This window comes from Pseudoalteromonas sp. S3776 (assembly GCF_005886915.1).
Taxonomy (GTDB): domain Bacteria; phylum Pseudomonadota; class Gammaproteobacteria; order Enterobacterales; family Alteromonadaceae; genus Pseudoalteromonas.
In genome coordinates this window covers 12,118-37,037 of sequence record NZ_PNCU01000011.1, presented here as the reverse complement: position 1 = coordinate 37,037, position 24,920 = coordinate 12,118, and the positions used below count along the sequence as shown (strand labels likewise).

21 protein-coding genes are annotated in these 24,920 nt (G+C 40.1%); 9 read left to right on the top strand and 12 right to left on the bottom strand.

Annotated features, from left to right (window positions below):
- Positions 1-169 precede the first annotated feature (169 nt).
- Positions 170-1,870 (top strand): DUF8614 domain-containing protein, encoded by a 1,701-nt coding sequence (locus tag CWC16_RS06245; protein WP_138540906.1) that lies wholly within the window; start codon positions 170-172, stop codon positions 1,868-1,870.
- A 44-nt stretch (positions 1,871-1,914) separates the two neighbouring features.
- Here the strand turns inward: CWC16_RS06245 and CWC16_RS06240 are convergent, their stop codons facing one another.
- On the bottom strand, positions 1,915-2,319 hold the full coding sequence (locus tag CWC16_RS06240; protein WP_138540921.1) for an HIT domain-containing protein: 405 nt from the start codon (positions 2,317-2,319) through the stop codon (positions 1,915-1,917).
- Between the two features lie 112 nt (positions 2,320-2,431).
- On the opposite strand from CWC16_RS06240, the gene CWC16_RS06235 reads away from it, so the two are divergent.
- On the top strand, positions 2,432-4,657 hold the full coding sequence (locus CWC16_RS06235) for a S9 family peptidase (protein WP_138540905.1): 2,226 nt from the start codon (positions 2,432-2,434) through the stop codon (positions 4,655-4,657).
- Between the two features lie 142 nt (positions 4,658-4,799).
- Positions 4,800-6,437, top strand: a complete 1,638-nt coding sequence (locus CWC16_RS06230) for a methyl-accepting chemotaxis protein (protein WP_138540904.1) — start codon at positions 4,800-4,802, stop codon at positions 6,435-6,437.
- A gap of 266 nt (positions 6,438-6,703) precedes the next feature.
- Here the strand turns inward: CWC16_RS06230 and CWC16_RS06225 are convergent, their stop codons facing one another.
- Together CWC16_RS06225 and dinB are read right to left on the bottom strand one after the other, a co-directional pair.
- On the bottom strand, positions 6,704-8,239 hold the full coding sequence (locus tag CWC16_RS06225) for a M17 family metallopeptidase (protein ID WP_138540903.1): 1,536 nt from the start codon (positions 8,237-8,239) through the stop codon (positions 6,704-6,706).
- Between the two features lie 119 nt (positions 8,240-8,358).
- Positions 8,359-9,411 (bottom strand): DNA polymerase IV, encoded by a 1,053-nt coding sequence (gene dinB / locus CWC16_RS06220; protein WP_138540902.1) that lies wholly within the window; start codon positions 9,409-9,411, stop codon positions 8,359-8,361.
- Between the two features lie 469 nt (positions 9,412-9,880).
- On the opposite strand from dinB, the gene CWC16_RS06215 reads away from it, so the two are divergent.
- The 3 genes from CWC16_RS06215 (at position 9,881) to CWC16_RS06205 (ending at position 12,454) form a co-directional block, all read left to right on the top strand.
- A complete protein-coding gene (locus tag CWC16_RS06215; RefSeq protein WP_055018178.1) occupies positions 9,881-10,303 on the top strand; it encodes an acyl-CoA thioesterase in 423 nt (140 codons plus the stop codon).
- A 66-nt stretch (positions 10,304-10,369) separates the two neighbouring features.
- Complete coding sequence (locus CWC16_RS06210) at positions 10,370-11,422, top strand: aldo/keto reductase (protein ID WP_138540901.1); 1,053 nt, start codon at positions 10,370-10,372, stop codon at positions 11,420-11,422.
- 108 nt (positions 11,423-11,530) lie between these two features.
- Positions 11,531-12,454, top strand: a complete 924-nt coding sequence (locus tag CWC16_RS06205) for an ABC transporter substrate-binding protein (RefSeq protein ID WP_138540900.1) — start codon at positions 11,531-11,533, stop codon at positions 12,452-12,454.
- Here the strand turns inward: CWC16_RS06205 and CWC16_RS06200 are convergent.
- The 6 genes from CWC16_RS06200 to CWC16_RS06175 all read right to left on the bottom strand — a co-directional run bounded on the left by CWC16_RS06200 (position 12,405) and on the right by CWC16_RS06175 (position 18,658).
- On the bottom strand, positions 12,405-13,025 hold the full coding sequence (locus CWC16_RS06200) for a fumarylacetoacetate hydrolase family protein (RefSeq protein WP_138540899.1): 621 nt from the start codon (positions 13,023-13,025) through the stop codon (positions 12,405-12,407). The genes CWC16_RS06205 and CWC16_RS06200 overlap by 50 nt on opposite strands.
- Positions 13,026-13,040: 15 nt before the next feature.
- Positions 13,041-15,011: an ATP-binding response regulator gene (locus tag CWC16_RS06195; RefSeq protein ID WP_138540920.1), complete on the bottom strand. Its 1,971-nt coding sequence runs from the start codon at positions 15,009-15,011 to the stop codon at positions 13,041-13,043.
- Positions 15,012-15,113: 102 nt separating this feature from the next.
- A complete protein-coding gene (locus CWC16_RS06190; RefSeq protein WP_055015307.1) occupies positions 15,114-15,575 on the bottom strand; it encodes a response regulator in 462 nt (153 codons plus the stop codon).
- Entirely contained in the window at positions 15,576-17,060 is a 1,485-nt protein-coding gene (locus CWC16_RS06185; RefSeq protein ID WP_138540898.1) for a sensor histidine kinase, read from the bottom strand.
- Between the two features lie 27 nt (positions 17,061-17,087).
- Positions 17,088-17,303: a histidine kinase gene (locus CWC16_RS06180; RefSeq protein ID WP_138540897.1), complete on the bottom strand. Its 216-nt coding sequence runs from the start codon at positions 17,301-17,303 to the stop codon at positions 17,088-17,090.
- Between the two features lie 14 nt (positions 17,304-17,317).
- On the bottom strand, positions 17,318-18,658 hold the full coding sequence (locus CWC16_RS06175) for a sigma-54-dependent transcriptional regulator (protein ID WP_138540896.1): 1,341 nt from the start codon (positions 18,656-18,658) through the stop codon (positions 17,318-17,320).
- Positions 18,659-18,898: 240 nt separating this feature from the next.
- Between CWC16_RS06175 and CWC16_RS06170 the strand changes: the two genes are divergently transcribed.
- Both CWC16_RS06170 and CWC16_RS06165 read left to right on the top strand, forming a co-directional pair.
- The gene (locus CWC16_RS06170; RefSeq protein ID WP_138540895.1) at positions 18,899-19,417 is read left to right on the top strand and encodes an NUDIX hydrolase; all 519 of its coding nucleotides are present in this window, start codon (positions 18,899-18,901) and stop codon (positions 19,415-19,417) included.
- 182 nt (positions 19,418-19,599) lie between these two features.
- Positions 19,600-20,976 carry an NAD-dependent succinate-semialdehyde dehydrogenase gene (locus tag CWC16_RS06165; protein ID WP_138540894.1) on the top strand — a complete coding sequence of 459 codons (1,377 nt, stop codon included), beginning with the start codon at positions 19,600-19,602 and terminating at the stop codon, positions 20,974-20,976.
- 149 nt (positions 20,977-21,125) lie between these two features.
- Here the strand turns inward: CWC16_RS06165 and CWC16_RS06160 are convergent, their stop codons facing one another.
- Entirely contained in the window at positions 21,126-21,374 is a 249-nt protein-coding gene (locus CWC16_RS06160) for a hypothetical protein (protein WP_138540893.1), read from the bottom strand.
- Positions 21,375-21,873: 499 nt separating this feature from the next.
- On the opposite strand from CWC16_RS06160, the gene CWC16_RS06155 reads away from it, so the two are divergent.
- Positions 21,874-22,869 carry a hypothetical protein gene (locus CWC16_RS06155; protein WP_138540892.1) on the top strand — a complete coding sequence of 332 codons (996 nt, stop codon included), beginning with the start codon at positions 21,874-21,876 and terminating at the stop codon, positions 22,867-22,869.
- Positions 22,870-23,406: 537 nt separating this feature from the next.
- Here CWC16_RS06155 and CWC16_RS06150 read toward each other — a convergent pair.
- Both CWC16_RS06150 and CWC16_RS06145 read right to left on the bottom strand, forming a co-directional pair.
- Positions 23,407-24,486 carry an endonuclease/exonuclease/phosphatase family protein gene (locus CWC16_RS06150; protein WP_138540891.1) on the bottom strand — a complete coding sequence of 360 codons (1,080 nt, stop codon included), beginning with the start codon at positions 24,484-24,486 and terminating at the stop codon, positions 23,407-23,409.
- A gap of 23 nt (positions 24,487-24,509) precedes the next feature.
- Positions 24,510-24,872: a hypothetical protein gene (locus CWC16_RS06145; RefSeq protein ID WP_138540890.1), complete on the bottom strand. Its 363-nt coding sequence runs from the start codon at positions 24,870-24,872 to the stop codon at positions 24,510-24,512.
- Positions 24,873-24,920 lie beyond the last annotated feature (48 nt).

Here is a 24,920-nt window from a genome sequence, read left to right as displayed (position 1 = left end):
TTGTTATTAATGTGCCTTCATCGCCCTAAGATGCTACATAACGCCAAACACTTGCTATTTACTATTTAGTTTTGTTTTAATGCAGTCACTATAAGGAAACGTTTGTATGCGCTAGCGTTCAGAGTTCGCCCATACAAATAATTAAACTTACTTTTTAACAGGCATTCAAATGATCTTAAACAAAATTAGCCAAGCAATTTTACTCTCTGGCGTCGTTTTTCTTAGTGCATGCTCAGAGCAAGCCCCTTCTTCGACCGAAGCCACAGGTGTAGAACTTGCTCAAAAAAGTGCCGCACAAGCTGGCCCAGAATTAGTTAACATTGATAATCAACGTTTAGATATTTACACCGACTTTAGCCTAGAAGCCGACCTATCTCATTTAAGTGAGAATCAAAAAGCCATGGTAGCTAAGCTTATCGATGCTTCTAAAATTATGGACGTGCTTTTTTGGAAGCAGGCTTTTGGCGATAATAAAGACGCTTTTTTAGCAAAGCTGAGTGATGAAAAAGTACGTAAATTTGCTGATATTAACTACGGCCCATGGGATCGTTTAAATGGTGATGAACCGTTTTTATCAGGTTACAAAGAAAAAGCCCTTGGCGCGCAATTCTACCCAGCCGACATAACAAAAGAAGAACTAAATAATGCCGACGTAGATGATAAAAAAGGCCTTTACTCATTAATCAAACGTGATGAGCAAGGTAATCTTTACAGTGTGCCTTATTCAAAAGAATACGCGCAAGAGTTAGCTAAAGCAGCTGACTTATTACGTGAAGCCAGTAAGCTTGCCGATGATAAAGAATTTGCCAATTACTTAAACCTACGTGCTGATGCACTTCAAAAAGATGATTTTCAGGGTTCTGACTTTGCTTGGATGGACATGAAAAACAACCCTGTTGATGTGGTTATTGGCCCAATTGAAACTTACGAAGATCAACTCTTTGGCTACCGCTCTGCTTATGAGTCGTATGTACTAATTAAAGATTTAAAATGGAGCGAGCGCCTTGCTAAATTTGCGGCCTTTTTACCAGAGCTGCAAAAAGGTTTACCGGTAGATACTAAATATAAGCAAGAAGTGCCAGGCTCAGACGCCGATTTAAATGCTTACGATGTGGTTTACTACGCAGGTCACTCAAATGCGGGCAGCAAAACTATTGCTATTAACTTACCAAACGATGAGCAAGTACAGCTTGAAAAAGGCACTCGTCGCCTGCAGCTTAAAAACGCAATGCGTGCAAAGTTTGATAAAATTTTAGTGCCGATTGCTGAGCAGTTAATTGTACCTGAGCAACGTAAGCATATTACTTTTAACGCCTTTTTTGCCAATACCATGTTCCACGAAGTCGCTCACGGCCTAGGTATTAAAAACACCATTACAAATAAAGGCACTGTGCGCCAATCATTACAAGAGCACGCAAGCGCACTTGAAGAAGGTAAAGCTGATATTTTAGGTTTATACATGGTTGAGCAGTTACTTAAAAAAGGTGAAATTACCGAAGGTACATTAGAAGATTACTACACCACCTTTATGGCGGGTATTTTCCGCTCAGTACGTTTTGGTGCATCAAGCGCACATGGTAAAGCGAACATGATCCGCTTTAACTTTTTTGCTCAAGAAGGCGCCTTTTCTAAAAACGAAGAAGGTTTCTACCGTGTCAATATGGAAAAAATGGGTGTGGCTATGGCTAAACTTTCGCGCTTAATTTTAACATTACAAGGTGACGGCGATTACGAAAAAGTAGATCAGCTAATTGCCACCCATGGCGATATTAAAGAAGAGCTTGCTAAAGACTTAGAAAAACTAAGCCAAGCTAATATCCCTGTAGATGTAACCTTTAAACAAGGTAAAGACGTGTTAGGCCTTAACTAACCCAACACGTAATACTTTGTAATAGATTAATGAAGCGCTGTGGTTTATAACTGCAGCGCTTTTTTTAGCGCTATTATTTGCTCATCTGTGTATGGTTTTGCAGGAAACTTACCCCACACCGGTGCAGGCCATGCAGCGTCAGTTGTAAAACGTGCAATATGATGAATATGTAATTGCGGCACCATGTTACCCAAAGCCGCCACGTTTAGTTTATCAGGGCTAAACACTTGCATAATAAGCTTGCTGAGTTTGGCCGACTCTTTTAAATATACAATTTGATCGCTCTTTGATAAGTCTATGATCTCTTTTAAATTGGCTTTTCTAGGCACCAATACAAACCAAGGGTATTGGCTGTCGTTAAGTAATAGCACTTTACACAAAGGCCAATCTGCCAGTTCTATACAATCGCGCTTAAGCTCTGGGGCAAGTTCAAAAGTGGGAGTTGTCATCATCATATCCTAGTTAGTCTTTAATAATGGCCACTTTATAGCATTTATTTGCAGTTGCACACGCTTAGCTTTACCATTTAATACACTATTTATAATAAGCTAAGGCAATCTTGTGCTAAAAAAAATAAAATACCTAACCCTCGCACTCCCACTTGCTGTTGGTGCACTGAGCGCGCAAGCAAAACCATTATCACTAGAGCGTATTTTTGACGACCCGAGCCTGTCGGGTAAAGCCCCCGTACAACTTAAGTTTTCGCCGGACGGTACCCGCGTAACTTATCTGCAAGGCAAAACCGACGATTACAACCGCTATGATTTATGGGAATACAATTTAAAAGATAACACCAACAGAATACTGGTTGATTCTGCAAAGCTATTTTCAGGCCCTGAAAACCTCTCTGATGAAGAAAAAGCACGTCGCGAACGCCAACGTATTTTTGGTAAAGGTATTTTAGAATATAAATGGTCTAAAGACGGTAAAGCCCTGCTATTCCCACTCAATGGTGACTTATATTATTACGAGCTTGCATCTGGTAAAAGTAAAAAGCTTACCAATACAGAAGCGTTTGAAACCGATGCTCGTTTTTCACCTAAAGGTAACTATGTATCGTTTATTCGCGAGCAAAACCTTTACGCTTTAGCACTTGATTCTGGCAAGGAAATTCAACTAAGCAAAGATGGTGGTGGCGTAATTAAAAACGGCATGGCCGAATTTGTAGCGCAAGAAGAAATGAGCCGCATGACTGGCTACTGGTGGGCTGGCGATGAATCTAAAATTGCATTTACCCGCGTAGATGAAACCCCAGTAAAAGAAGCCATTCGTAACGAAATATACGCTGACGAAGTAAAGCTATTTAATCAACGCTACCCATTTACGGGCACTGACAATGTTGAAATTCAACTGGGTGTTGTGTCTCTAAATAATCAAAGCGTTGACTGGATTGATTTAGGCGACGATAAAGATATTTACATTGCGCGCGCTAAATGGCTAAAAGACAGCAACACCCTTTCGTATCAATGGCAAAATCGCTCACAACATAAGTTAGAACTACGTTTTTACAATAGCGATACTAAAACGCAAAAAGTAGCACTAACAGAAAACAGCGATACATGGATCAATTTAAACTTTGATCTGCATTTCTTAAAAGACAAAAAGCATTTTGTATGGGCTTCTGAGCGCGATGGTTTTAAGCACCTTTATTTGTACCGCACCAATGGTCAGCTAGTTCGACAAATCACATCTGGAGACTGGGTTGTTGATAGCTTAAAAGGCGTGGATGAGAAAAAAGGCATAGTGTACTTTGCTGGACGTAAAGATACCCCGCTTGAAAGCCATTTATACAGCGTGCCTCTGTTTAAAAAAGGCAATATTAAGCGCATTACCGAGCAAGGCCAATACCACAAAGTGGTGATGGCTAAAGACAGCAAAACATTTATTGATAATAGCTCATCGGTAAACAAGCCTAACTCGGCAGCACTACGTAAAGTAAATGGCGAATTTATCACATGGCTTGAACAAAATAAGCTCGATGATAGCCACCCATTAACCCCTTATTTAAGTGATTTAGCAACACCTGAGTACGGCACCATCAAAGCAGAAGATGGTCAAGTAATGCATTACCGCTTATTTAAACCAAGTAATATTGCAGACGGTAAAAAGCACCCAGTAATTGTTAACGTATACGGCGGCCCACATGCACAGCGCGTAACAAATAGCTGGCGCAGCAAAAACCTATACTTTCAATATATGGCGCAGCAAGGTTATGTTATTTTTCAGCTCGATAACCGAGGCTCTTACAACCGCGGTAAAAAGTTTGAAGACGCCATTTACAAACATTTAGGCGTTGTAGAAGTGGCAGACCAAATTAAAGGCGTTGAGTTTTTACGTACGCTTGATTACGTAGACCCACAACGTATTGGTATTTATGGCCACAGCTACGGCGGCTATATGGCTCTTATGACCATGTTTAAAGCCGGTGATTACTTTCAAGCTGGTGTATCAGGTGCACCAGTTACCGACTGGGCACTTTACGACACCCATTACACTGAGCGTTACCTTGGGCACCCAAAAACGAATGCTAAAGGCTACGAAGACAGCGCAGTATTTCCATACGCTGACGGCTTAAAAGGCCCACTAATGATTTACCATGGCATGGCCGATGACAACGTGTTATTTACCCACGCCACTAAATTATTTAAACAACTCCAAGATAACGAAAAACAGTTTGAAATGATGACCTACCCGGGCTCAAAACACAGCCTACGTGGTAAACAGGTGCAAACACATTTACACCAAACCATCACTAACTTCTTTAATCGACATTTTGATGTTAAATAATCATATGACGACTAAATAAACTAAAGGCTGATTGAAAAATCAGCCTTTTTTTGTGTTAATAAGTTATTGAGCCTAGATTAAACGCTTTTTTTAGCTACGCTTACTCTATGCGCAAATGCGTACACTTATTGAGGAAAAGTAAATGCCTAACCTACGTAGTTTTAGTATTTCCCAGCGTTTTTCACTGTTAATCGCCATCGTTATAATTGGGCTTATCATACTTAGTATTTCGAGTTTAACTCATCAATACAGCTCACTTAAACATGAGCAATACATTAAAACACAGCATGTGGTAGAAACAGCATACAGTGTTATAGAGCATTACCACCAGCTTGAACAAAATAACACCCTCACACAAACACAAGCTAAAACACAAGCACTAGAGGCTGTAAAAGCCCTACGCTACGACAAAACCAATTATTTTTGGATAAACGACTACCAACCTGCAATGGTAATGCACCCGATAAAACCTGGGCTTAACGGCAAAGACCTTAGTAATAACAAAGACCCCGATGGCAAGGCACTGTTTGTCGAAATGGTGAGTATTGTAAAGCAACAAAAAGAAGGGGTTATTCCTTATAAGTGGCCAAAGCCAGGAAAAGACCAACCCGTAGATAAAGTCGCATTTGTTAAAGGGTTTAGCCCGTGGCAATGGGTTATAGGCTCTGGCGTATACCTAGATTCAATAGATGCAGCCTTTAGCGAGCAGCGTAATCTAATCATTATCAGTGCCTTAGTAATGATTATTGCTGTCATATTACTAAGCTACTTTATTGGAAAAAGTATACTCACTCCGACTCGCCTTGCTGCACAAATGATGAAAGATATATCGCAAGGCGAAGGTGACTTAACACGTACGCTAAACGAATCTGGCAATGATGAAATATCAGAGCTGTCACGTTCTTTTAATTTATTTGTTTTAAAAATGCGCGAGTCATTAGTGCATGTATCGCACAGTGCAGATGATGTAAGCAGACACGCGCACACGGTGGATGAGTCAAGTAAAACAAGCCACTCCTTCATTGAGCTACAAAACGACAGTTCCACACAAGTAGCTGCCGCCATGGAGCAAATGACGCACCAAATTCATGATGTGAGTCGTAATGCCGAAGCCGCAGAACAAGCTGCCAATGATGCAGCGCACAATGCCTCAACCGGTAAAAACGTGGTGGCCAGTACCATTACTGCCATAGAAACGCTCTCAAGTAATATAGAAACCGTGAGCCAAGTAACCGAAGATTTAGCAAACGAAAGTAACAACATAGGCTCTGTACTCGATGTGATCAGAAGTATATCGGAGCAAACAAATTTACTTGCACTTAATGCTGCTATAGAAGCGGCTCGTGCAGGAGAGCACGGCAGAGGATTTGCAGTTGTTGCCGATGAAGTGCGCACATTAGCGAGCAGAACTGGGCAGAGCACAGATGAAATTCAAACCATGATCACCAAATTGCAAGAAGGCGCTAAAGCGGCAGTAGAGGCCGTAAAATCAAGTCAAGCATTGTCGGTAACCACGGTAGAGCAGGTTTCATCTGCCGATACCTCTCTCAATGAAATAGAAAGATTGGTGTCTATAATTACAGACATGAACAGCCAAATAGCCCGTGCTACCGAGCAGCAAACACAAGCTGCTGACGAGGTTAATTTACGTATTAACGAGCTATCTCAATCAACCGAGCAGTCATTAAATAATACCAAGCAGCTTACCGATGCCAGTGACAACCTTAAACAAAGTAGCCAAGGGCTTTCGAGTGTGGTTAATCGCTTTAAATTAAAATAATTAAAAAACAAAAGCCCTGAATTAACAGGGCTTTTTTATTACATAAGCGTTTTTAGCTTATACCATTTCGCATAATTAAGTGATCTATTTTTAGGATGGAAAAACGTGTTGATGGCTAGGCAAAAAATTTGCTATTTAGTTGTTCTCGGCAATTGCTCCTGCATTGCTCTACCTTCTGCATCCATGCAGTCGTAAATGAGATTTTTTAACACAGATAGCGACACGTTTAGCCCCGAAAAATGATTAAGTATTATTGCGGATTGGTATTACATACAGTAGCGTGCAAATAAGCTGGTTACCGATGCCGCGGTTGGCTTGCCATGCTGCCAATCACCGCCTTCAACACCACTACCAGCAATATCCATATGCACATAAGGTAATGGCTGCTCAGAATCGTTACCATGTTTATCAAGTCCGCCAACAACGGCTAAAAATGCCATAGGGAATTGATGCCCACGAGCTGTAACAGCAGAAGCCGCATTATTACTTGATAAAACATCATCAGCTAAGGTGCGCGGCTTTATAAAGTCGTAATCTTCACGACGAGAGCGAGAAACCTCTGCTGCATCTGCCCATAAATCACCACAATCCGCTATTTGACGAGACGTATTAGCACTGCGTGCTGGGCCGTTTTCAACATACGCACCGTAAGGTCCCATAGCACGTGCCGCATGGCCTGTAAGAGTGGCTACAGTAAATAGAGTTGGGTTAACTTGTGTTTTAGCCAAGTCTTTCATTTCGCTAAGAAGGTCACCCATAGCTAAGCGCCCTTCGGCATCGGTGTTACCAATGCGTACGCGTACGCCTTCACGACTAGTAATTATTTCATCTGGTACAAAACAATCTGAACCAATTGAATTGCGAACCACCGCTAAATAAGAAATCACTTTAACGCCTTTAGGCTGATAATCAGCAACCGCTTTCATAAAGCCCGCTACAGATGCAGCACCGCCTTTATCGCGGCTCATACCAGCCATGTAACCGCCTACTTTTAAATCGGCGCCGCCGGTGTCGTATACTAAACCTTTACCCACAAACATTAGCGTACGCGTTACTTCACCCTCTGGTACGTACTCTAGTTTTACTACGCGTGGATGGTGGCGCTCAACCGCATAAGATGCGCGCGCAACGGTGCTAAGCATAGGGTAGTTTTTATCTATTGTGTCTATGTCGTCAATCACATCAACTGCCACTGTAGAGCCTTTGAAAAGCTCAACACAGTAATCGGCAAAGCGTGGTGGCGCCATACGTTCAGGCTCAGTACCGCATAAATCGCGTGCCGCATATTGGCCAGCAGCAATTGCGTTAACTGCTTTTACTGTTTGCTCACTTGCATCAATTAAACCAATTTGCGTAATTGGCTCAATACTTTCACCGTGGTATTCACGCGCCTCTAAAGGTTGCCATAATGCTTGGCATGCACCTAAATACGCCACCTCTAATGCATGCTGGTAACGCGCATCCGTATGTAATTTAGGTAAGTAAATAGCAGGGTTTACGCTGCCCGCGGCTTTTGCTTCGTTAATCGCAAGTTTGGCGGCATCAAAGTAGCGTCTTACATCATCGTAATCGCGATTAAGCGGCCCTGTAGGTGCTAAAACAACGCGTACATTATCAATTACTAAAAACGTAACTTGTTTACCAATACGAGAGTCTACTTTAGCCTGTGATTCAATGGCATCACGTAGTGAGTTATTCGGAAGTTGAGAAAAGTCATCACTAATTATAATAAGTGCATCGTGAGAAAATGCTGCAAAGCTTGCACTAATTGATTGTGCAGCTATCGCTTGAGGATATGCCATAAGTAAAGCTCCTGTTAGAAAACATAAGGGGCTATTATCGTTGATATAAAAACACAAAACCAGCCACCTGCGATGAGCTCATTTTAATCTGGCAACTTGGTGTTACACTCAAGTACACTCTAATCTAGAATGCTCAATTGTAGGTTTAAATTAGGTTCATTTTTAACACCCACCCCTATGCCTAGTAAACGCACCGGTTGCTGCATACCCCGTTGATACGCTTTTGAAAGTAGCTCAGTAAAAATAGCTGTGTTTAATTGATGATGAGCTTGATCGGCACTGGTCACCACAAAATTTGCAAATTTCACTTTTACGCTTAATTTATTTATACGATTTTGTAGCTGTTGTTTATTAAGACGCGCTGTCAGCTCTTCCAATAATTTAGGCAACTGATCTAGACACTCTTGTAAGCTATTTTTGTTGTATTCATAAGTATGCTCAACACTGAGTGATTTACGTACTCGCTCGGTTGTTACTTTACCAATGTATTCACCAGCACATTTTTGATAAAGCGATACACCAAAATTCCCCACATGCTGTTGCATCCAATTAACGCCTTTCTCGCGAACATCTTTACCTGTATACAATCCTTTTAAATTAAGCTTTTCAAGGGTGACCTTACCCACACCAGGTATTTTACCCAGCGGCAAATTATTTAAAAACGAATCAACTTCATCTGGTAATACAACGAACTGGCCATTGGGTTTGTTTTCATCGCTAGCAATTTTCGCAATAAACTTAATGGGAGCAACGCCTGCAGAGGCAGTGAGGCCAGTAGCGTTGAAAATATCGGCTCTAATTTGTTGAGCAATAAGCGTAGCACTACCTTTAAATGCCGAGCTATTGGTGACGTCTAGGTAGGCTTCATCAAGCGACAAAGGCTCTATTAGGTCAGTATAACGTTTAAATACAGCCCGTATTTGGTTAGAAATTTCTTTATAAACAGCCATCCGCCCAGGCACAATAACTAAATCTGGGCATAATTGTTTGGCATGATAGTTAGACATAGCCGAGCGTACACCATATTCGCGCGCTATATAGTTTGCTGTAGAAAGCACGCCTCGGCGACTATTACCACCAATGGCTAAAGGCACATTGGCAAGGTTGGGGTTATCGCGCATTTCAACCGCTGCATAAAAGCAGTCCATGTCGATATGAATAAACTTTTTCATTACCACATAACAACTGTTTATTTATACAGCCATTATTAAGGATTCACTTTCATTAAGCAAGGTTAATAAAGCCAGTTAACCTGCTAAAGTTAAATCGCTAGTAAGTTTGGCGTTTAAATTAAGCAAGCTTTATACAGCTTTTAAAACGGCAGCTTAAAGCGCTTTTCTTTTTTAAAGCAATGTAGCCAAAAAACAAATTCCAATAAAAACCCCGCAGCTAAAAGCATGATACCGCCTGAAGCATTACCCATAGCGTAGCAAGCAAAAGATGCTATAAAAACTAAACTGGCTAAAGCCCAATTAATTATATTTTGCATGTGTGTTCTCGTGTGTGTGGCCTGTGTTATTTAACTGTAGTCCTAAAAATAAATAGGTACAATCATCTTATAAAAAAACATGGTATTTATTGTCTTGAGCTACAAACACCATATTGATAACCTGATTCATTTAAAACTAAGAGTACACATATATGCAAAGGTTCAAAGAACAGCACCCTATTCATACCGATATCACCGTCGCTTGGGCCGATATGGACGCCCTACAACATGTAAACAACGTGGTGTACTTGCGTTATTTTGAAATTGCGCGCATCGACTTTTTAAATAAAATAAACCAGTTTGATACGATAAAACCAGGTGACGTAGGTCCCGTTATTAGCGAAAACAACATTCGCTACAAGCGCCCTGTAACCTTTCCAGATACTTTAACCGTAGGTATTACTATTTCGGATATAAAAAGCGACCGCTTTATGATGAATTACTCTGTATATAGTCATGCACAGCAAGCTGTTACCACAACAGGCTACTCTCAAGTAGTTATGTTTGACTTTAAAACGGGGCAAAAGGCGGCGATCACTGAGCCATTATTATCGGCCTTACACCAATTCGCTTAATTAAATAGTATGCGAGCTGGTATTAATAAGCCACACTCAAGATCTTACACAATTTAAGGATTTTACATGCAATACAGTCCGTTAGGCAGCAGCGGGGTTGATGTTTCAAGAGTATGCCTAGGTAGCATGACTTGGGGTAAACAAAATACCCAACAAGAGGCAGATGAGCAAATAGCCTATGCTTTAGCGCAAGGCGTTAATTTTATTGATACCGCCGAAATGTATGCCGTTCCTCCTTCACCTGACACCTACGGTAAAACAGAGCAAATTATTGGTAACTGGCTAAACCGCAACCAAGAAAAACGTGGTGATATTGTATTGGCCACTAAAATTGCAGGCAACGGCTTGTCGTGGGTACGTGATGGCGGCGATATAACACGCAGCGCGGTTATTGAGGCTGTAGATAACTCCCTCAAACGCTTACAAACCGACTACATAGATTTATATCAATTGCACTGGCCTAATCGCTCTACCCCGCATTTTGGCAGGCAGTGGCCAGGTAAACTTACTTTTAGTGACGTAAATACCGAGCAACAACAAGCTGGCATGCTAGATATTTTAGAAGGCCTTAATGAGTGCGTTAAAGCCGGCAAAATAAAATTTTGTGGTCTTTCAGATGACACGCCATGGGGCATTAGCCAGTTTTTAAATTTAGCTAAAGCGCATAACTTACCGCGAATGGTCTCGATTCAGAACGAATTTAGCCTAGCGCATGCGAAAGATTGGCCTTATTTAATTGAGCAATGTATCCATGAAGACATTGCATATTTACCTTGGTCTCCACTTGCAGCGGGCTTGTTAACCGGTAAATATTTAAATGGCGCGCGACCTGCTGGATCGCGTTGGACATTCATGCAGCGAAATGGCATTTTCAGGGATACCCCTAACGCGCAAAAAGCAACGCAGCGCTATGTGGATTTGGCGCATGAAATTGGTATAACACCGGCACAATTAGCCCTTGCGTGGTGTAATCAAGTCGATGGCGTTACTTCATCAATTATTGGGGCGACTAATATGGCGCAATTAAAAGAAGATATTGACGCATTTAACTTAACTTTAAGCAATGACACCCTTGCTGAAATTGGCGCAATTTTTAAAGATTACCCGCAGCCATACTAAAGCAAAATAATAGGCGGTTTAATTACTGCCTATTCCGTTGTTAAATTTGAACATATACAAAGTAAAACTATACTAAAGTTAACTTAAATGGATTATTTTTAGTGAGTTATGCTTAAAAATATAGTTTTATTTTGCACTGTGCTGGGTGGTTTTTCACAGTACGGGTACGCTGACAATACACACCCAATTGAAGAAATTGTGTGGTTACAAAGTTATACGCCTCCGTTTCATATAGATAAAGACTCACACGCCCCTCAGGGTGGGATTTGCGATAACCTTACCGAGCAACTCATCCAAACTATTGATGATGTAAAACACACGCGCTTAATTGTGCCGCAAGAACGAATTAATAAGCACTTAAATGAAGGCGATAATGTGTGCTTTCCATGTGTGATTCATAAAAAAACAGCTAATGATGCACTACAGTTTTCTACCCCAACAACGGTATACCCGCCCTTTTCGGTTTTAACCACGCAAAAACTGGCAGCAGAAATACAAGCTCGACACGGGAACCCTATTAAACTTATTCATTTATTGTCAGACGAGCAATATGTTTATGGTCAAGCGGCGGCGCGCAAGTTTACAACCAAAATTAATAAAATAATCGAAAATACCACGGTGTACCGTAAAGCATCGCTGAGCTGGAGTAGCGAAAATGAAAGCCAAGCAGTGATTGCTCGATTAAGCCGCGGCTTTATAGATTACACAATAGACTACCCGTTTCTGGGAGATTATTTTGTAAATCACAGTCGATTTAAAAATATCGTCAGTGTACCAATAGAAGAAGACTCTCGAAAATTTGTTTTAGGAGCGATAGGATGTGCTGTAAGAGCGCCAAATAACTTTGCTACCAAAGCGCTTGATAAAATAAATAAAGCGCTACATAAGCAGGTATTACACTCGCCTGCTTATATAAATAGTCAGCGTTTTTGGTTAGAACAAAGTTTCCCTCAGTTTTCTAAGTATTACCAACAGCAAATACTTAACACGACTGAACCTGCCAACGTTGAGATAACAAACACGCCGAATTAGCATATAGGCTAACTGTAAATACACTGTTTGCAGGGACTTCTCCAACGCCTGCAGGTGTCCCGGTCATTATTACATCGCCATTTTCTAAGTGCATAAACTCATTAATTTCACTTAAAATATCTTTAGGCTTGTGTATCATAAATTGTGTATCGCCTTGCTGAATAACATTATCGTTAATTTTAAGCTCAAACGTAAACGCCTGCTCAGCATCCGCAATACTTACAAAGGGCGTTAGTAATACCGAGCCGTCAAATGCCTTCGCGCGCTCCCACGGTAACCCTTTATTTTTAAGCTTACTTTGCACAGTACGTTTAGTTAAATCTAACCCTAAACCGACGCCCGCTAACTCATTATTTTTAATAATAAAACACAGCTCAGTTTCAAAGTGCAGCGTGTCGTTATTATGCGTAGTAAATAAGGTATCCGTTATGGCACTATTTGGCTTATTAAACAATACCATTTGATCTGGTAGTTCATTATTAAGTTCGGCAATATGTGCGGTATAATTACGCCCAACACACACTATTTTTGAGGGCGTTAATAACTCACTTTCTAGTTTAATTGACTGCATAAAATCACTTCTAAGTTACGAGCTGATCAAGGTTTCTAATAAGCTCAGATTAATCGGTTTTAAAAGTACATGATTAATATTTAAATCTTTAATCTGCTTAGGATCAGGCTCTGCACCACTAACAATCACTAAGCTTAAGCTAGGGTAACGTTCATTAATTTGCTTCCCTAAATCTACACCACGGCCGTCAGGTAAATGCATATCAAGCAATACCTTATCAAATTGCTGGTCATGATTTAGGGTTTGTAAACACTGTGCACACGTTGAGGTGATCACAGTTTCTACCCCTAAGCTCTCTAGCAGTAACTGTGTAATTTGCGCAGCATCTTGGTCGTCTTCAACCAACAAAAATCGCTGCTTTTTCTCTATTACCGCTTTATCACTGTGAATGTTTTTAGCTTGAGGCGCGTGCTCTGGAGATACTAAAAAATCTTGTAAACACTGATACAAAGAGGAGCTATCAACGGGCTTAGGTATTACATCGTTAAAGCCGAGTGCGGCAAGCTCTTCATGTATGCCTTTCATTGTTGCGGCTGTAAGCGCAATAATTGGGCCTGTGTAGCCCATTTTTCTAAGCTCTATGGTGGCTTCTTTCCCCCCCATTACAGGCATATGGATATCAATGAAGATGATATCGTATGGGGAGCGATACGCTTGTGCGATTCTTACTTTTTCAAGTGCTTGTTGGCCATGCTCTGCATAATCTACACGCGCACCACACGTGCTAATCATATGACCAACTAACATCCGTAAATCGCGTAAATCATCAACCACTAATACGCGGCCTGTTACTTTACACGGTGCAGATTTTGTCTGTAACTGCGAGCCACTACTAAAGTTTAATACTTGGCGTTCCACTTCACTAATATCGCCTGGGTACACTGAAATAGTAAAAGTAGAGCCTTCCCCCATTCTCGAGGTTAAATCAATACTGCCATGCATACGCGTTAATAGCTCAGCACAAATAGCGAGCCCTAAACCAGCGCCGCCAACAGATCGAGATTCAACATCGGCTATTTGCTCAAAAGGTTTAAAAATGAGTGCTTGTTTTTCAGGGGCAATCCCCATACCTGAGTCTTTAATACTAAAAAATAGCATCTCTTGCCCTTCAACCCACTCGGTCCAGGCACTAACTACAATTTCGCCTTTTTCAGTAAACTTAACCGCATTATTGATTAGATTAATGAGTATTTGACGTACGCGGGTCGCATCTAGTCTCACAATGAGCGGTAAAGGCTGTAGAGACTCAAAGCGAAGCTTTAAGCCTTTATCAAGCACAGATACACGCATTAAGGTGTAAACATCAGCAAGCATGCTATCTAAGTTTACTTCACTTAATGTAAGCTCTAATTTGTCAGCAGCAATTTTAGATAAATCGAGCACGTCATTTAACAAGCTCAGTAGGTGTTTACCGTTTCGGTAAATAACCCCTAATTCGTTCTCGGCCTGTTTGCTAAAGTCACTTTGCAGCAATAGCTCTGTGTAACCTAATATAGATGAAAGCGGGGTACGTAATTCGTGGCTTAAGTGGGCTAAAAATCTATCTTTTGAGCGGTTTTCAGCTTCGGCTTTTAAACGCTCTACTCGCTCGCCTTCAACATCTTTACGTGCCAGCGCATAACGTATAGCACGGGCAAAACGGCTCGAGCTCATTTCTGTTTTTATAAGGTAATCTACAGCACCGGCATCCAGCGCTGCGGAGTCTAATTCATCATTAGATTGCCCCGTAAGCATAATAATTGGCCCGCTAAACCCATTAGCAATGGCTTTTTTTAATACACTTAGCCCATTTGAGGCACCTAATCGGTAGTCAAGCAAGCATATATCGTGCTCGTTTTTACTTAATATGCTTATTGCCTGCTCAGGAGAGCTTATCCAATCTATGTCAAATGTATGTGAATCTAACTGGTCTAAGTAGTCGCGAGTAAGGATGTAATCATCTTCATCATCTTCTACTAAAAGTAAGCGAGTCACTTTATCTAACATGCTATCTCCTTTTAATGGCATTTAATAAGCCCCTATTTAGGGGCTTATTCTTGCTACTTATACCAATTCGTATGATTAAGTATTATTGCGCAATGGTATTATTTAGTCGTTAAACGTTGTTGGCAGCTCTACAAATTCAACCCAGTATTTTCCTAGGGTTTTCATTAAATCAACCAAGCCATCAAACGTTACCGGTTTCGTTATGTATGAAGCTGCGCCTAGATTGTACCCTTTAACCATGTCTTCTTCTTGCTTAGAGGTGGTTAAAATAACAACAGGTATACCTTTAAGGTTAGGGTTTGCTTTAATAGCCTCAAGTGCTTCGCGGCCATCCATGCGCGGCATGTTTAAATCAAGCAAAATCAGACCAGGGCGTGGCGATGAGCTTTTATCTTCAAACTTACCCTTTCGCTCTAAGTACTCTAATAATTCAACCCCATCTTCCACAAAATGCAGCTCGTTTAGTACACGGCTTTCAGCCAGCGCATCTTGCGTAAGTAGGCGATCGTCCTCGTCATCATCAGCCATTAATATTGTAATAGGTTTCACTTTTGAATACGGCATCTAAGCCTCTCCTTGAAGTGTGAAAAGCGTTGTTTCCACAGGTAATTTTATTATGAAGGTTGCCCCTTCACCGTCTTTACTATGAGCGGTAATTATCCCACCATGCCGCTCAACTATACGCCTACAAACTGAAAGCCCAATCCCTGTGCCTTTATATTCCGAGCGCCCATGCAGGCGCTGAAATGGTACAAATATTTTATCAGCATACTCTTGTGAGAAACCAATACCATTATCTTTTATAGTGATAATTTGCCAGCCCACTTTTTCGTTATGATCTTCGCTAAACTCGTCTTTATACTCGTACGTTACGCTTATATGTGGCTCTTCACCTGGTTTTCTAAACTTAACAGCGTTAGATAGTAAGTTTAAAAACAGCTGCTGCATTTGGCTTTTATCGGCCTGAATAACCGGTAGTTCGCCCACCTCTATTTGCGCATTACTTTCATTTATGGCGACCTCTAAATCACTTAAAATATCGTTCACTACGCCTTTTAAGTCAGTGTCATCAAAGTCTTTACCTCGCGTTGTTACCCGCGAAAACTCTAGCAAGTCGTTAATAAGATTAGACATACGTTGTGCTGCATTTTTCATACGGCCTATATAATCGATGCCTTTTTCGCCCAGCTCATCTTTAAACATGGTTTCTAGGCGATCACTAAATGCTTGAATTTTTCGTAGTGGTTCTTGTAAGTCATGGCTGGCAACAAAAGCAAACTCTTCAAGCTCACGGTTTGAGCGGCTAAGCTCATCTGAATATAAGGTAAGCTCTTGAGTACGCTCAGACACTTTGCTCGCAAGTGTTTCGTTTTGCCTTTCAAGTTCTTCGCGATATTTAGCCGCATTTCTTAAATTTAGCCGTGTTAAAATAAACATACCTATAATAAGCAGTGCACTTGTCACCGCGGTTATTACAAAGGTGATTTTCGCCTCATTTTTTATTTGTGCCAACTTCGAAAAATGACTTACCTTAAACAACAGTTCTCGGTCTTGAATATCATTAACTTTAGCGCGAATATCTTTGTACAGCTCTCGCCCTTTGTGCGTATTTAATAAATACAATGCACGGCGTTCTTTATCATTAGTGGCAAGTTTAACCGTTTTTTTAAGCTCGTTAATTTTAGCTTCGGTTAACACTAACAATTGTGCAATTCGTTCTGCTTGTCCATCAATTTCAGAATGTAGAGACTTTACATGCTGTATTTGCGATTCTATTTGCCCTATCGCATCGTAATAGGGCATTAAGTAGTCATCTTCTTCGGTGAGTAAGTAGCCGCGCTGGCCAGATTCTGCCTGCACAATTGATAAATGAAGGCGCTCAATAGCATCTGCTAGTAAGCTGGTATTATCTAAACTTTTTTGTGTTTGCGTTAATCCTTGAATAGTACTTAATGCTAAAAATGCATTACCTACCACTATGCATAGTACTATCGCGATAAAAGCGGCCCACGTTATATTCGTTTTACCCTGCTGCTTTTGCTTACTCATTATATGTAAATACCTAATTTTAAATGGCTACTTATTATTAAAATCAGTAATGTTTTGTAATCTTTCGCTACATTGCTGACAGTTTGAAATTATTTTATCGAGTGCTGCTAACGCTTTGTCTTTTGGCATATCGTTTTCTAACACCAGCTTAATGAGCTCTGCGTTCATAGAAATTCTATTTAGCGGCGCTCTCGCATCGTGTACCAGTTTATTTAGCGTATTTACTTCTTTTTCCTCACTCATATTACTTCCTATAGCTACTTATATTCTCCAATTCCGCCGTATGCGTTTAATCGGTTATACAACGTTTTTGTACTGATCCCGAGCATTTGCGCAGCGAGCGTTTTATTACCTTGTACTTTATCTAGCGTGGCGTGAATTAGTTCTTTTTCAACTTCTTCAATGGTTTGCCCTGCCGACACATGGTTGTCTGCTGCTTGCGTATTTACCCGCGAAAACGGCGACTCTAAGCTATCTGGTAAGGTAATTTCACTTGTCTGCGGATCGCTCATAATAAAGGCACGATGAATAGCATGGCGCAGTTCACGTACATTACCCGGCCACTCGTATTGCTGAAGCTCTTTGAGTTGCTCATTATGCCAATAAAACGCAGTGCCATTTTCATCGTTAAGCTGTTCTAAAAAAGCTTTAGCAAGCAATGGTATATCTTCTTTTCGTTCACGCAGCGCGGGTATATCTATAGGGAAAACCGCAAGTCTAAAATAAATATCTTCACGAATAACATTATTTTGTGCCAGATCAGTCAGAGAACGGTTAGTAGCAGAAATAACGCGGCAGTTTATAGGCAATTCACGATTGCCACCTACGCGTGTTACCTTTTTAGTTTCAAGTACACGCAGTAAGTTTGGCTGCATATCAATAGGCATTTCAGTCACTTCATCTAAAAATAATGTGCCGCCATCAGCTTGCTCAAATACCCCTTCTTTACGGGCAATTGCCCCCGTAAACGCCCCTTTTTCATGGCCGAATAGTTCACTACCGATTAGCTCTTTAGATAAGGCACCACAGTTGCTTGCCACTAAAGGCCCCTCGCATTGGCTAGCATTATGAATAGCCTGCGCAACCACCTCTTTACCTGCACCGCTTTCACCCATCAGCATTACGTTAGCATTGGTTTTAGCTACACGCTCAATCATGGTGTAAAGCTTTTGCATTGGCGCTGATTCACCAATTAAACTATTAAAGTGGCGTGTAATAGCTGGAGTTTTTGTCTTTTTAACCGTTTTTTTAGGGCCGTTTAATACCAGCTCTAGGTCTTCGCGTTGTAGTGGCTTTAATAAATGCCCAACATCTTGCTCGCACATATCTGCCAAAATCCCTTTTACTGAAGGGTGGCCGGAAATAAGCGTTACTTTAGGAGACTGTCCAATCATTTTTAAATGATCAAGCAAATGAAGGCCACTGCCATCTGGCAGCATAAAATCGAGCAACACGTGATCAAAGGTATTATTTTCAAACCATTGATGCGCTTCTTTTAAGCTGGTTGCAGTACAAATGTTGTGTCCGAGGAATTCGACAATGTGGCAAACAACGTCACTAAATTCAACGTCATCGTCGACTAAAAGTATGTTTAACATGATAAATCCCTATGCTTTTTTTGTTATTCTACGCCCCCTAAATTATAAATAAAGGGCAGAACTAGAATCTCTTAAAAATGATTAAACTATTGAGTCTTTTAACGTTTAATTTTAATAACCAAGTATGTACGTACACTTAAGCCATATCGATCATAATTTTTTTTTAGAAATTATAATTATTTTCATTACTCACCCATTATACCAGCTGATACAATTTTAACGTCATAAAAAGGAGACAAAATGCAATTATTAAAAACCATGGTTCATCCTGGTATAAATTTAAACCAAGGTACTCAATTTACTCGCCGTACAGGCCGTGCCATTGTGATTAAAGATGCACATATTTTATTAATGTATACCCGTCGCTACGAAGACTATAGCTTACCCGGCGGCGGTGTGGATGAAGGTGAAACCCTAGAGCAAGGGTTAATAAGGGAGCTTAGCGAAGAAACTGGCGCGCAAAATATACAAATTATTAAACCGTTTGGGCTATACGAAGAATACCGCCCTTGGTATAAAGACGACTTTGATATTATACATATTCAGTCGTATTGCTATCTATGCGATGCAAACAAAGCACTTGGTAAAGCACAGCTTGAACATTACGAGCAACAAAATGGTATGACGCCTAAATGGGTTAATATTCACGACGCCATTGCACACAACGAGCGCACAATCAGCCTTAGCGACAAACAAGGGTTGTCTATCATTCGTGAAACGTACCTACTAAAACAAATAGCACAGCAACTGTTTAACTAAGGCTGTAAAAATTGCATAAAGCAGTATTTTTTACTGCTTGCTCATCACTTAGTTTTAATTTTCGCCACATCATAAAAGTTAAATCCATTACTATTCAAACACTTAAGATAAATTTTGCTTTATAAAACAAACTGGCTTTGTGTTTGCACCTTTACCGATAACTAATTTGTAAGGAGATAAAAATGAGTAACACAGTTAAAACGATTAATCCCGCAACTGAGCAAACCATTGATACCTACACACTGCTTTCTCAAGAAGAAGCTGAACAGGTAGTCGAAAAATCTCACGAAACATATTTAAAATGGCGTCAAACTTCATTTACCGAACGTGCTAAATGTTTAAATAAATTAGCCTCTTTATTTGAAGAGCAAAAAGAATCTATTGCTAAATTAATGACCGAAGAAATGGGTAAAGTGTACGAGCAAGGCTTTCAAGAAATTGAACTGTGCGCTGGTATTTGTCGTTACACAGCCGAAAACGGCCCACAAGTACTTGGCGATGAAGAGCGCGATATGGACGGCGGCCGCGCTATTATTAGCTACCAACCAACCGGTGTTTTATTAGGTATTCAGCCTTGGAACTTCCCGCTTTATCAAGTAATCCGTTACAGTGCCGCTAACATTATGGCCGGTAACACCACCGTGCTTAAACATGCGGGCAATGTATTTGGCATGGCAGAGAAAATCGATAGCTTATTTAAGCAAGCGGGCTTCCCTGAATATTGCTTTAGCAACTTACTGATTGACGGCAAAACTGCCAGCGCGCTTATTTCGCACAAAGCAATCAGCGGCGTAACCTTTACAGGCAGTGATGGCACGGGTAAAAAAGTAGCCGAAGAAGCCGGCAAGCACGTTAAAAAAACAGTGCTTGAGCTTGGCAGCAACGATGCCTACTTAGTTCTTGATGATGCAGATTTAGACCTTGCTGTTGAAACCTGTGTTACAGGGCGCATGATCAACAACGGCGAAACCTGTGTATCGGCAAAACGCTTTGTGGTTGTAGAATCACTCTATGATGATTTTAAAGAAAAAATTAAAGCGCAATTTGAAGCATTAAAAATGGGTGACCCAATGGCTGATGATACAGACCTAGGCCCAATGGCGCGTGAAGATTTACGCGATAAAATTCACGACCAAGTAATGCAATCAGTTAAAGCCGGTGCAAATGTAGTTACAGGTGGCGAAGTACCTTCGCAAACAGGTTACTACTACCCACCGACTATTCTTGATAATTTATCGCCGGGCATGCCAGCATACGATGACGAATTATTTGGCCCTGTAGCTTCGCTCATTAAAGCAAAAGACAACGACGATGCAATGCGCATCGCCAACGACTCTCGCTATGGTTTAGGCGGTGGTATTTTCTCAAAAGACGAGAAAAAAGCCATTGAACTGGCTAAAAAGCATTTTGATACCGGTATGATCAACATTAACGGTTACGGCCTTGCCCAACCCAACCTACCGTTTGGTGGTGTTAAAGAAAGTGGCTACGGCCGAGAGCACGGCGGCTTTGGTATGCGCGAATTTGTGAATATCAAATGTATTATGATCAATAGCTAATTTAGCTTTAAATACCAATACATAAAAAACCTAAAAGTGGGTAACCGCTTTTAGGTTTTTTTTAATTATACTACAGCAGAGCTCACCCTTTACTAAGACCAAACCACACGAAACTAAATACTAATAGCTGAAAATATGCATGTTTCTTCTTAATCATTATCAACATTAAAAAATAATATAAAAAATTCTGAGGCACTGATTGCAGCTAGTTGCATTATCAGCAAAAACATAACACCCACTCCAGCTTGAGGATCAGGCTTTATACCAAAAATGAGAACAGGCGCTAAAATAATAGTAAATAATGCAGCTATAATTCTGATAAGAAAGAGTCGTTTATTTTGGTAGTTATTAGCGTTCGCTAAAAAATACAAAACCAAATAAGGCAATAGCATAAACACAAAGCCAACCTCCGTTGGCATCCAGTACTTAATTGCAACTGCAACTGCAACTAAAGATAAGGCAGCAAGCGCCTTAACTGGGTAGCACATTTTTTATAATTCACATGCTTTCCTTTGCACGCAGTGCTTTATTAGCACCAAGTAAAATATTGCCGAATAATATAAAAACTTTAACTATGCAATGCAACCTATCTCACTAGACTTAAGCTGACAGGCAACAATGAGCGAGCAGCTGCTAGTTGGTAACTTTAACTTGTCGAACAATTATTACAGATAACTAGTTTAGGATCACAAGTAAATCAATATAGTGAAAGCCTATTAGTATTGCAGGGAAAGCGAAGCTGTTTTTACTAAAAATTGCTTATCAAAAGCAATTTTTTAGTTGGTAATAAATTACGCTTTTTGGTATTAATATAGGTCATACAATAGGAACAGGCGGCGTAAAAAATTGGTTAGCGACTTAATTTTACCTGCAGATTATCAAATTTAGAGGTTCAAAATGGGAAGTGTTGTTGAGGTCATGGATGAAGAATCATCCAACAACATAGTAAAGCATGAAGATGTTCAGATGGATATGTATCTAAAAATGCATGATAAGATTAATGCTAAAAGTGAAGAAATTTCTAAATCTTATAATGATAATATTTTAATATGTTTTCAAGATATTAAAGAACTACACATAAAAACACTTCAGTCTATTAACTCTTTGAACCAAGCTAAAGATAATTTAGGGGTTCGTATTGCAGTCTCTCATCATGAAGGAGAGTCTGAAAAATTCAATTCATTTGAACTGTTTGAAAAACACAATATAACCAGCCCCAACCCTACCGCAGATATTGTATTGTTATACACATTCACGTTATATAATGTTGAAACTGGAGAGTTTGAAAACTACAAAATTATCAATCAAGTTCGTTCTCGTATAGGTGAGTTACAACAAATTGAAAAAGAAGCTCCACCGTTTATATCTCCAGCATTCATTGCAAGCATGGTTACAACGACAGCTAGAATTTCTGTCCATTATTGTGATTATGTGAAAGCAAGACACTTTACCGCCATGTTTGATGAATGGATTAAAGGATGCGATGAATCAAAAACTTTAAAGTTAATCCCCTTATTAAAAAGGTTTTCACATTTAATTAGAAAGTTTGGCACGTTAACCATTTATGGTCTACTTGCATTTTTTACTGCTTCTGCAATTGAGTTACAGGAGATAGGCCCTGAATTAACTCTCCAATTCTTAGTTATTTATGCATCAGCATTTTTAATCATAGGTAACATTGCAGATACACTATTGAGTAAAGTTGAATCTTCTATTGATAGCTACTTAGCGTTATCTTATCTAAATATGAATAAAGGCGATGCAAAGTTAATAAAAAAGTTTTCTAAAAGGAATACCAAATCTATAGCTTGGAGTGCTCTAGGGTTAATTGGGACTCTTGCGGTGGGAGTCTTTACTAATTACGTATATGACCTTATTAAATTAGTTTTATAAAAACTAACAAGCTTTTACCTCCGCTATGGTTAAGTCGCCTAAAGCTATAACCGGTCATTCAGATTGGTAAATATAAGTTAGTTGGTTGATCAAACTACTCTTTGCGCATATATCTATTAAAATTAGCGGCGCGCCCATTGGTTTAATTAACTTCACCTTAAAGTTTAAAAAATTAGCGATAGCAATACCTTAGGTGACTTTTTAATACTATATAAGATATATAAATGAGCATGACGTCAGCAGAAATAAGCGCAATGAGCGCACTATTAAATTATTATGTACTCAAAGGAATGCTGAGATGCTCTTAAGTAAAGGGGTCAAACTCTTGACTTCACACATCAAAGTTTACCAATGACTGCTCCAGCCACTCAACTGCATAAAATATTGATCATAAGGCAAGGTATTTTACTGTGTCGGATGGCCCTTCACTTATCCAACCTACACAAGCTGATGAAGTACCATGAGTTAAACTTGGGCGTTCAAGTTTAAACATATTCAACTAACAGCTAATAGCTAATAGCTAAAAACTAATAGCTATCACTTCTTCTCAAACCTTGGCACCTTTCGTTTATCAGCTTTGCTCATGGCAAGCTCTTGAATTTCTTCTTGCTTAAGCTCTTTTGGTTTATCTTCTAATGATTGCTGCTTGGCATTTTCATAAACCAGCTCGGTAAGTAGTGCAAAATGATCAGAGCCATATTTTGCAAGGCGCTTAATGCGTTTTACTTTAAAGCCTTGGCTGTGAAATAAATGATCAAGCGGCCAGCGCATAAAAAAGTAACTTGCGTGAAAGGTGTTATAAAAGCCACGGCCTTTACGTGGGTCTAAAAAACCGCTTATTTGCATAAATAAACGCGTGCTGCGCGACCACGCTACGTCGTTTAAATCGCCGGCTACAATGGTAGGGCGTGATGGGTTTTTAAGTGCTTTTGCCACCATTATGAGCTCCGAGTCGCGTGGGCGCGATGAGTCTTCTTCTGTAGGGCTTGGGGGCGCGGGGTGAATAAAGTGCCCTTGCATTTGCAGGCCTTCATCGTTTTCGAACAATATATGAATTGAAGGTATATCGTCTTCAATGAGCTCACATATTTGCGCATCAAGGATTTTAAATTTACTGTATAAGTGCATGCCATAGCGGTTGTCTTTTGGGCACTCTATAAAGTATGGGTAGTTTTTTTTAAGAACAGCTAATTTGTTTTCCCACCAGCTGTCGCTTTCAAGGGTAATTAATAAGTCGGGCTGGTGCTTATCGACAAGTGAGATTAGTTGCTCACTATTGTGGTTTGACATAAGTACATTAGCCGACATGATTCTAACACTGTGATCTTCGCTCACAGAGGCGGTTTTAACTTCTTTTTTAGCAAGCCAAGTGTAAGGAAATATCCATTTCCCTTGTAATATCATGGTTAGTAATGCGGTTAAAGCAGTATACAAGTACCCGCTATTGCCGCTTTGCCACAGTAAATAAAACGACACGATTGCAACAGCGCTGGCTATATAAAATACCTGAAGTCGGACAAAGTCGCAGCTGCGTACTAAATAGTGCTGACTGTACGACATAGGTAACAAAGTCACTAATAAAAAAAAGCCAATGATTAGAGCCAGTGCAATGAGCATTTAAATATCCTTATAAAGTGTACTTAAGAAATTAGAATTGAAAGTATTTCTCGGGTGTCGTGCACCATATGAATAATTGTACGGTCAATTTTTATACTTACTGTACCATTATCTCTAGAGCGTTCAATAACGCGGCCTTGTTTATATACGTCGCGATCTAGGTAATCGCCTATGTGGTAACGCTTACTTAGCCCTGGTGGTGTCCAACCAGCACGTACAAATTTTTTGTGCTGCTTTTTAGATAGTTTATTGCTGCTTTTATAGTTGTGCTGCTGATGTTTATGGTGGCCGTTTTTATGGCCGTGATTGTCCTTATTGGGCTTTGCCTGGGCATTAATGCTAACCAAGGCGCCTGCTAAAAATACAGTGAATAAAAACGCTTTCATAAATAATCTCTAATAAAGTTAATGACTAAAGATTATCAAACACGGCTG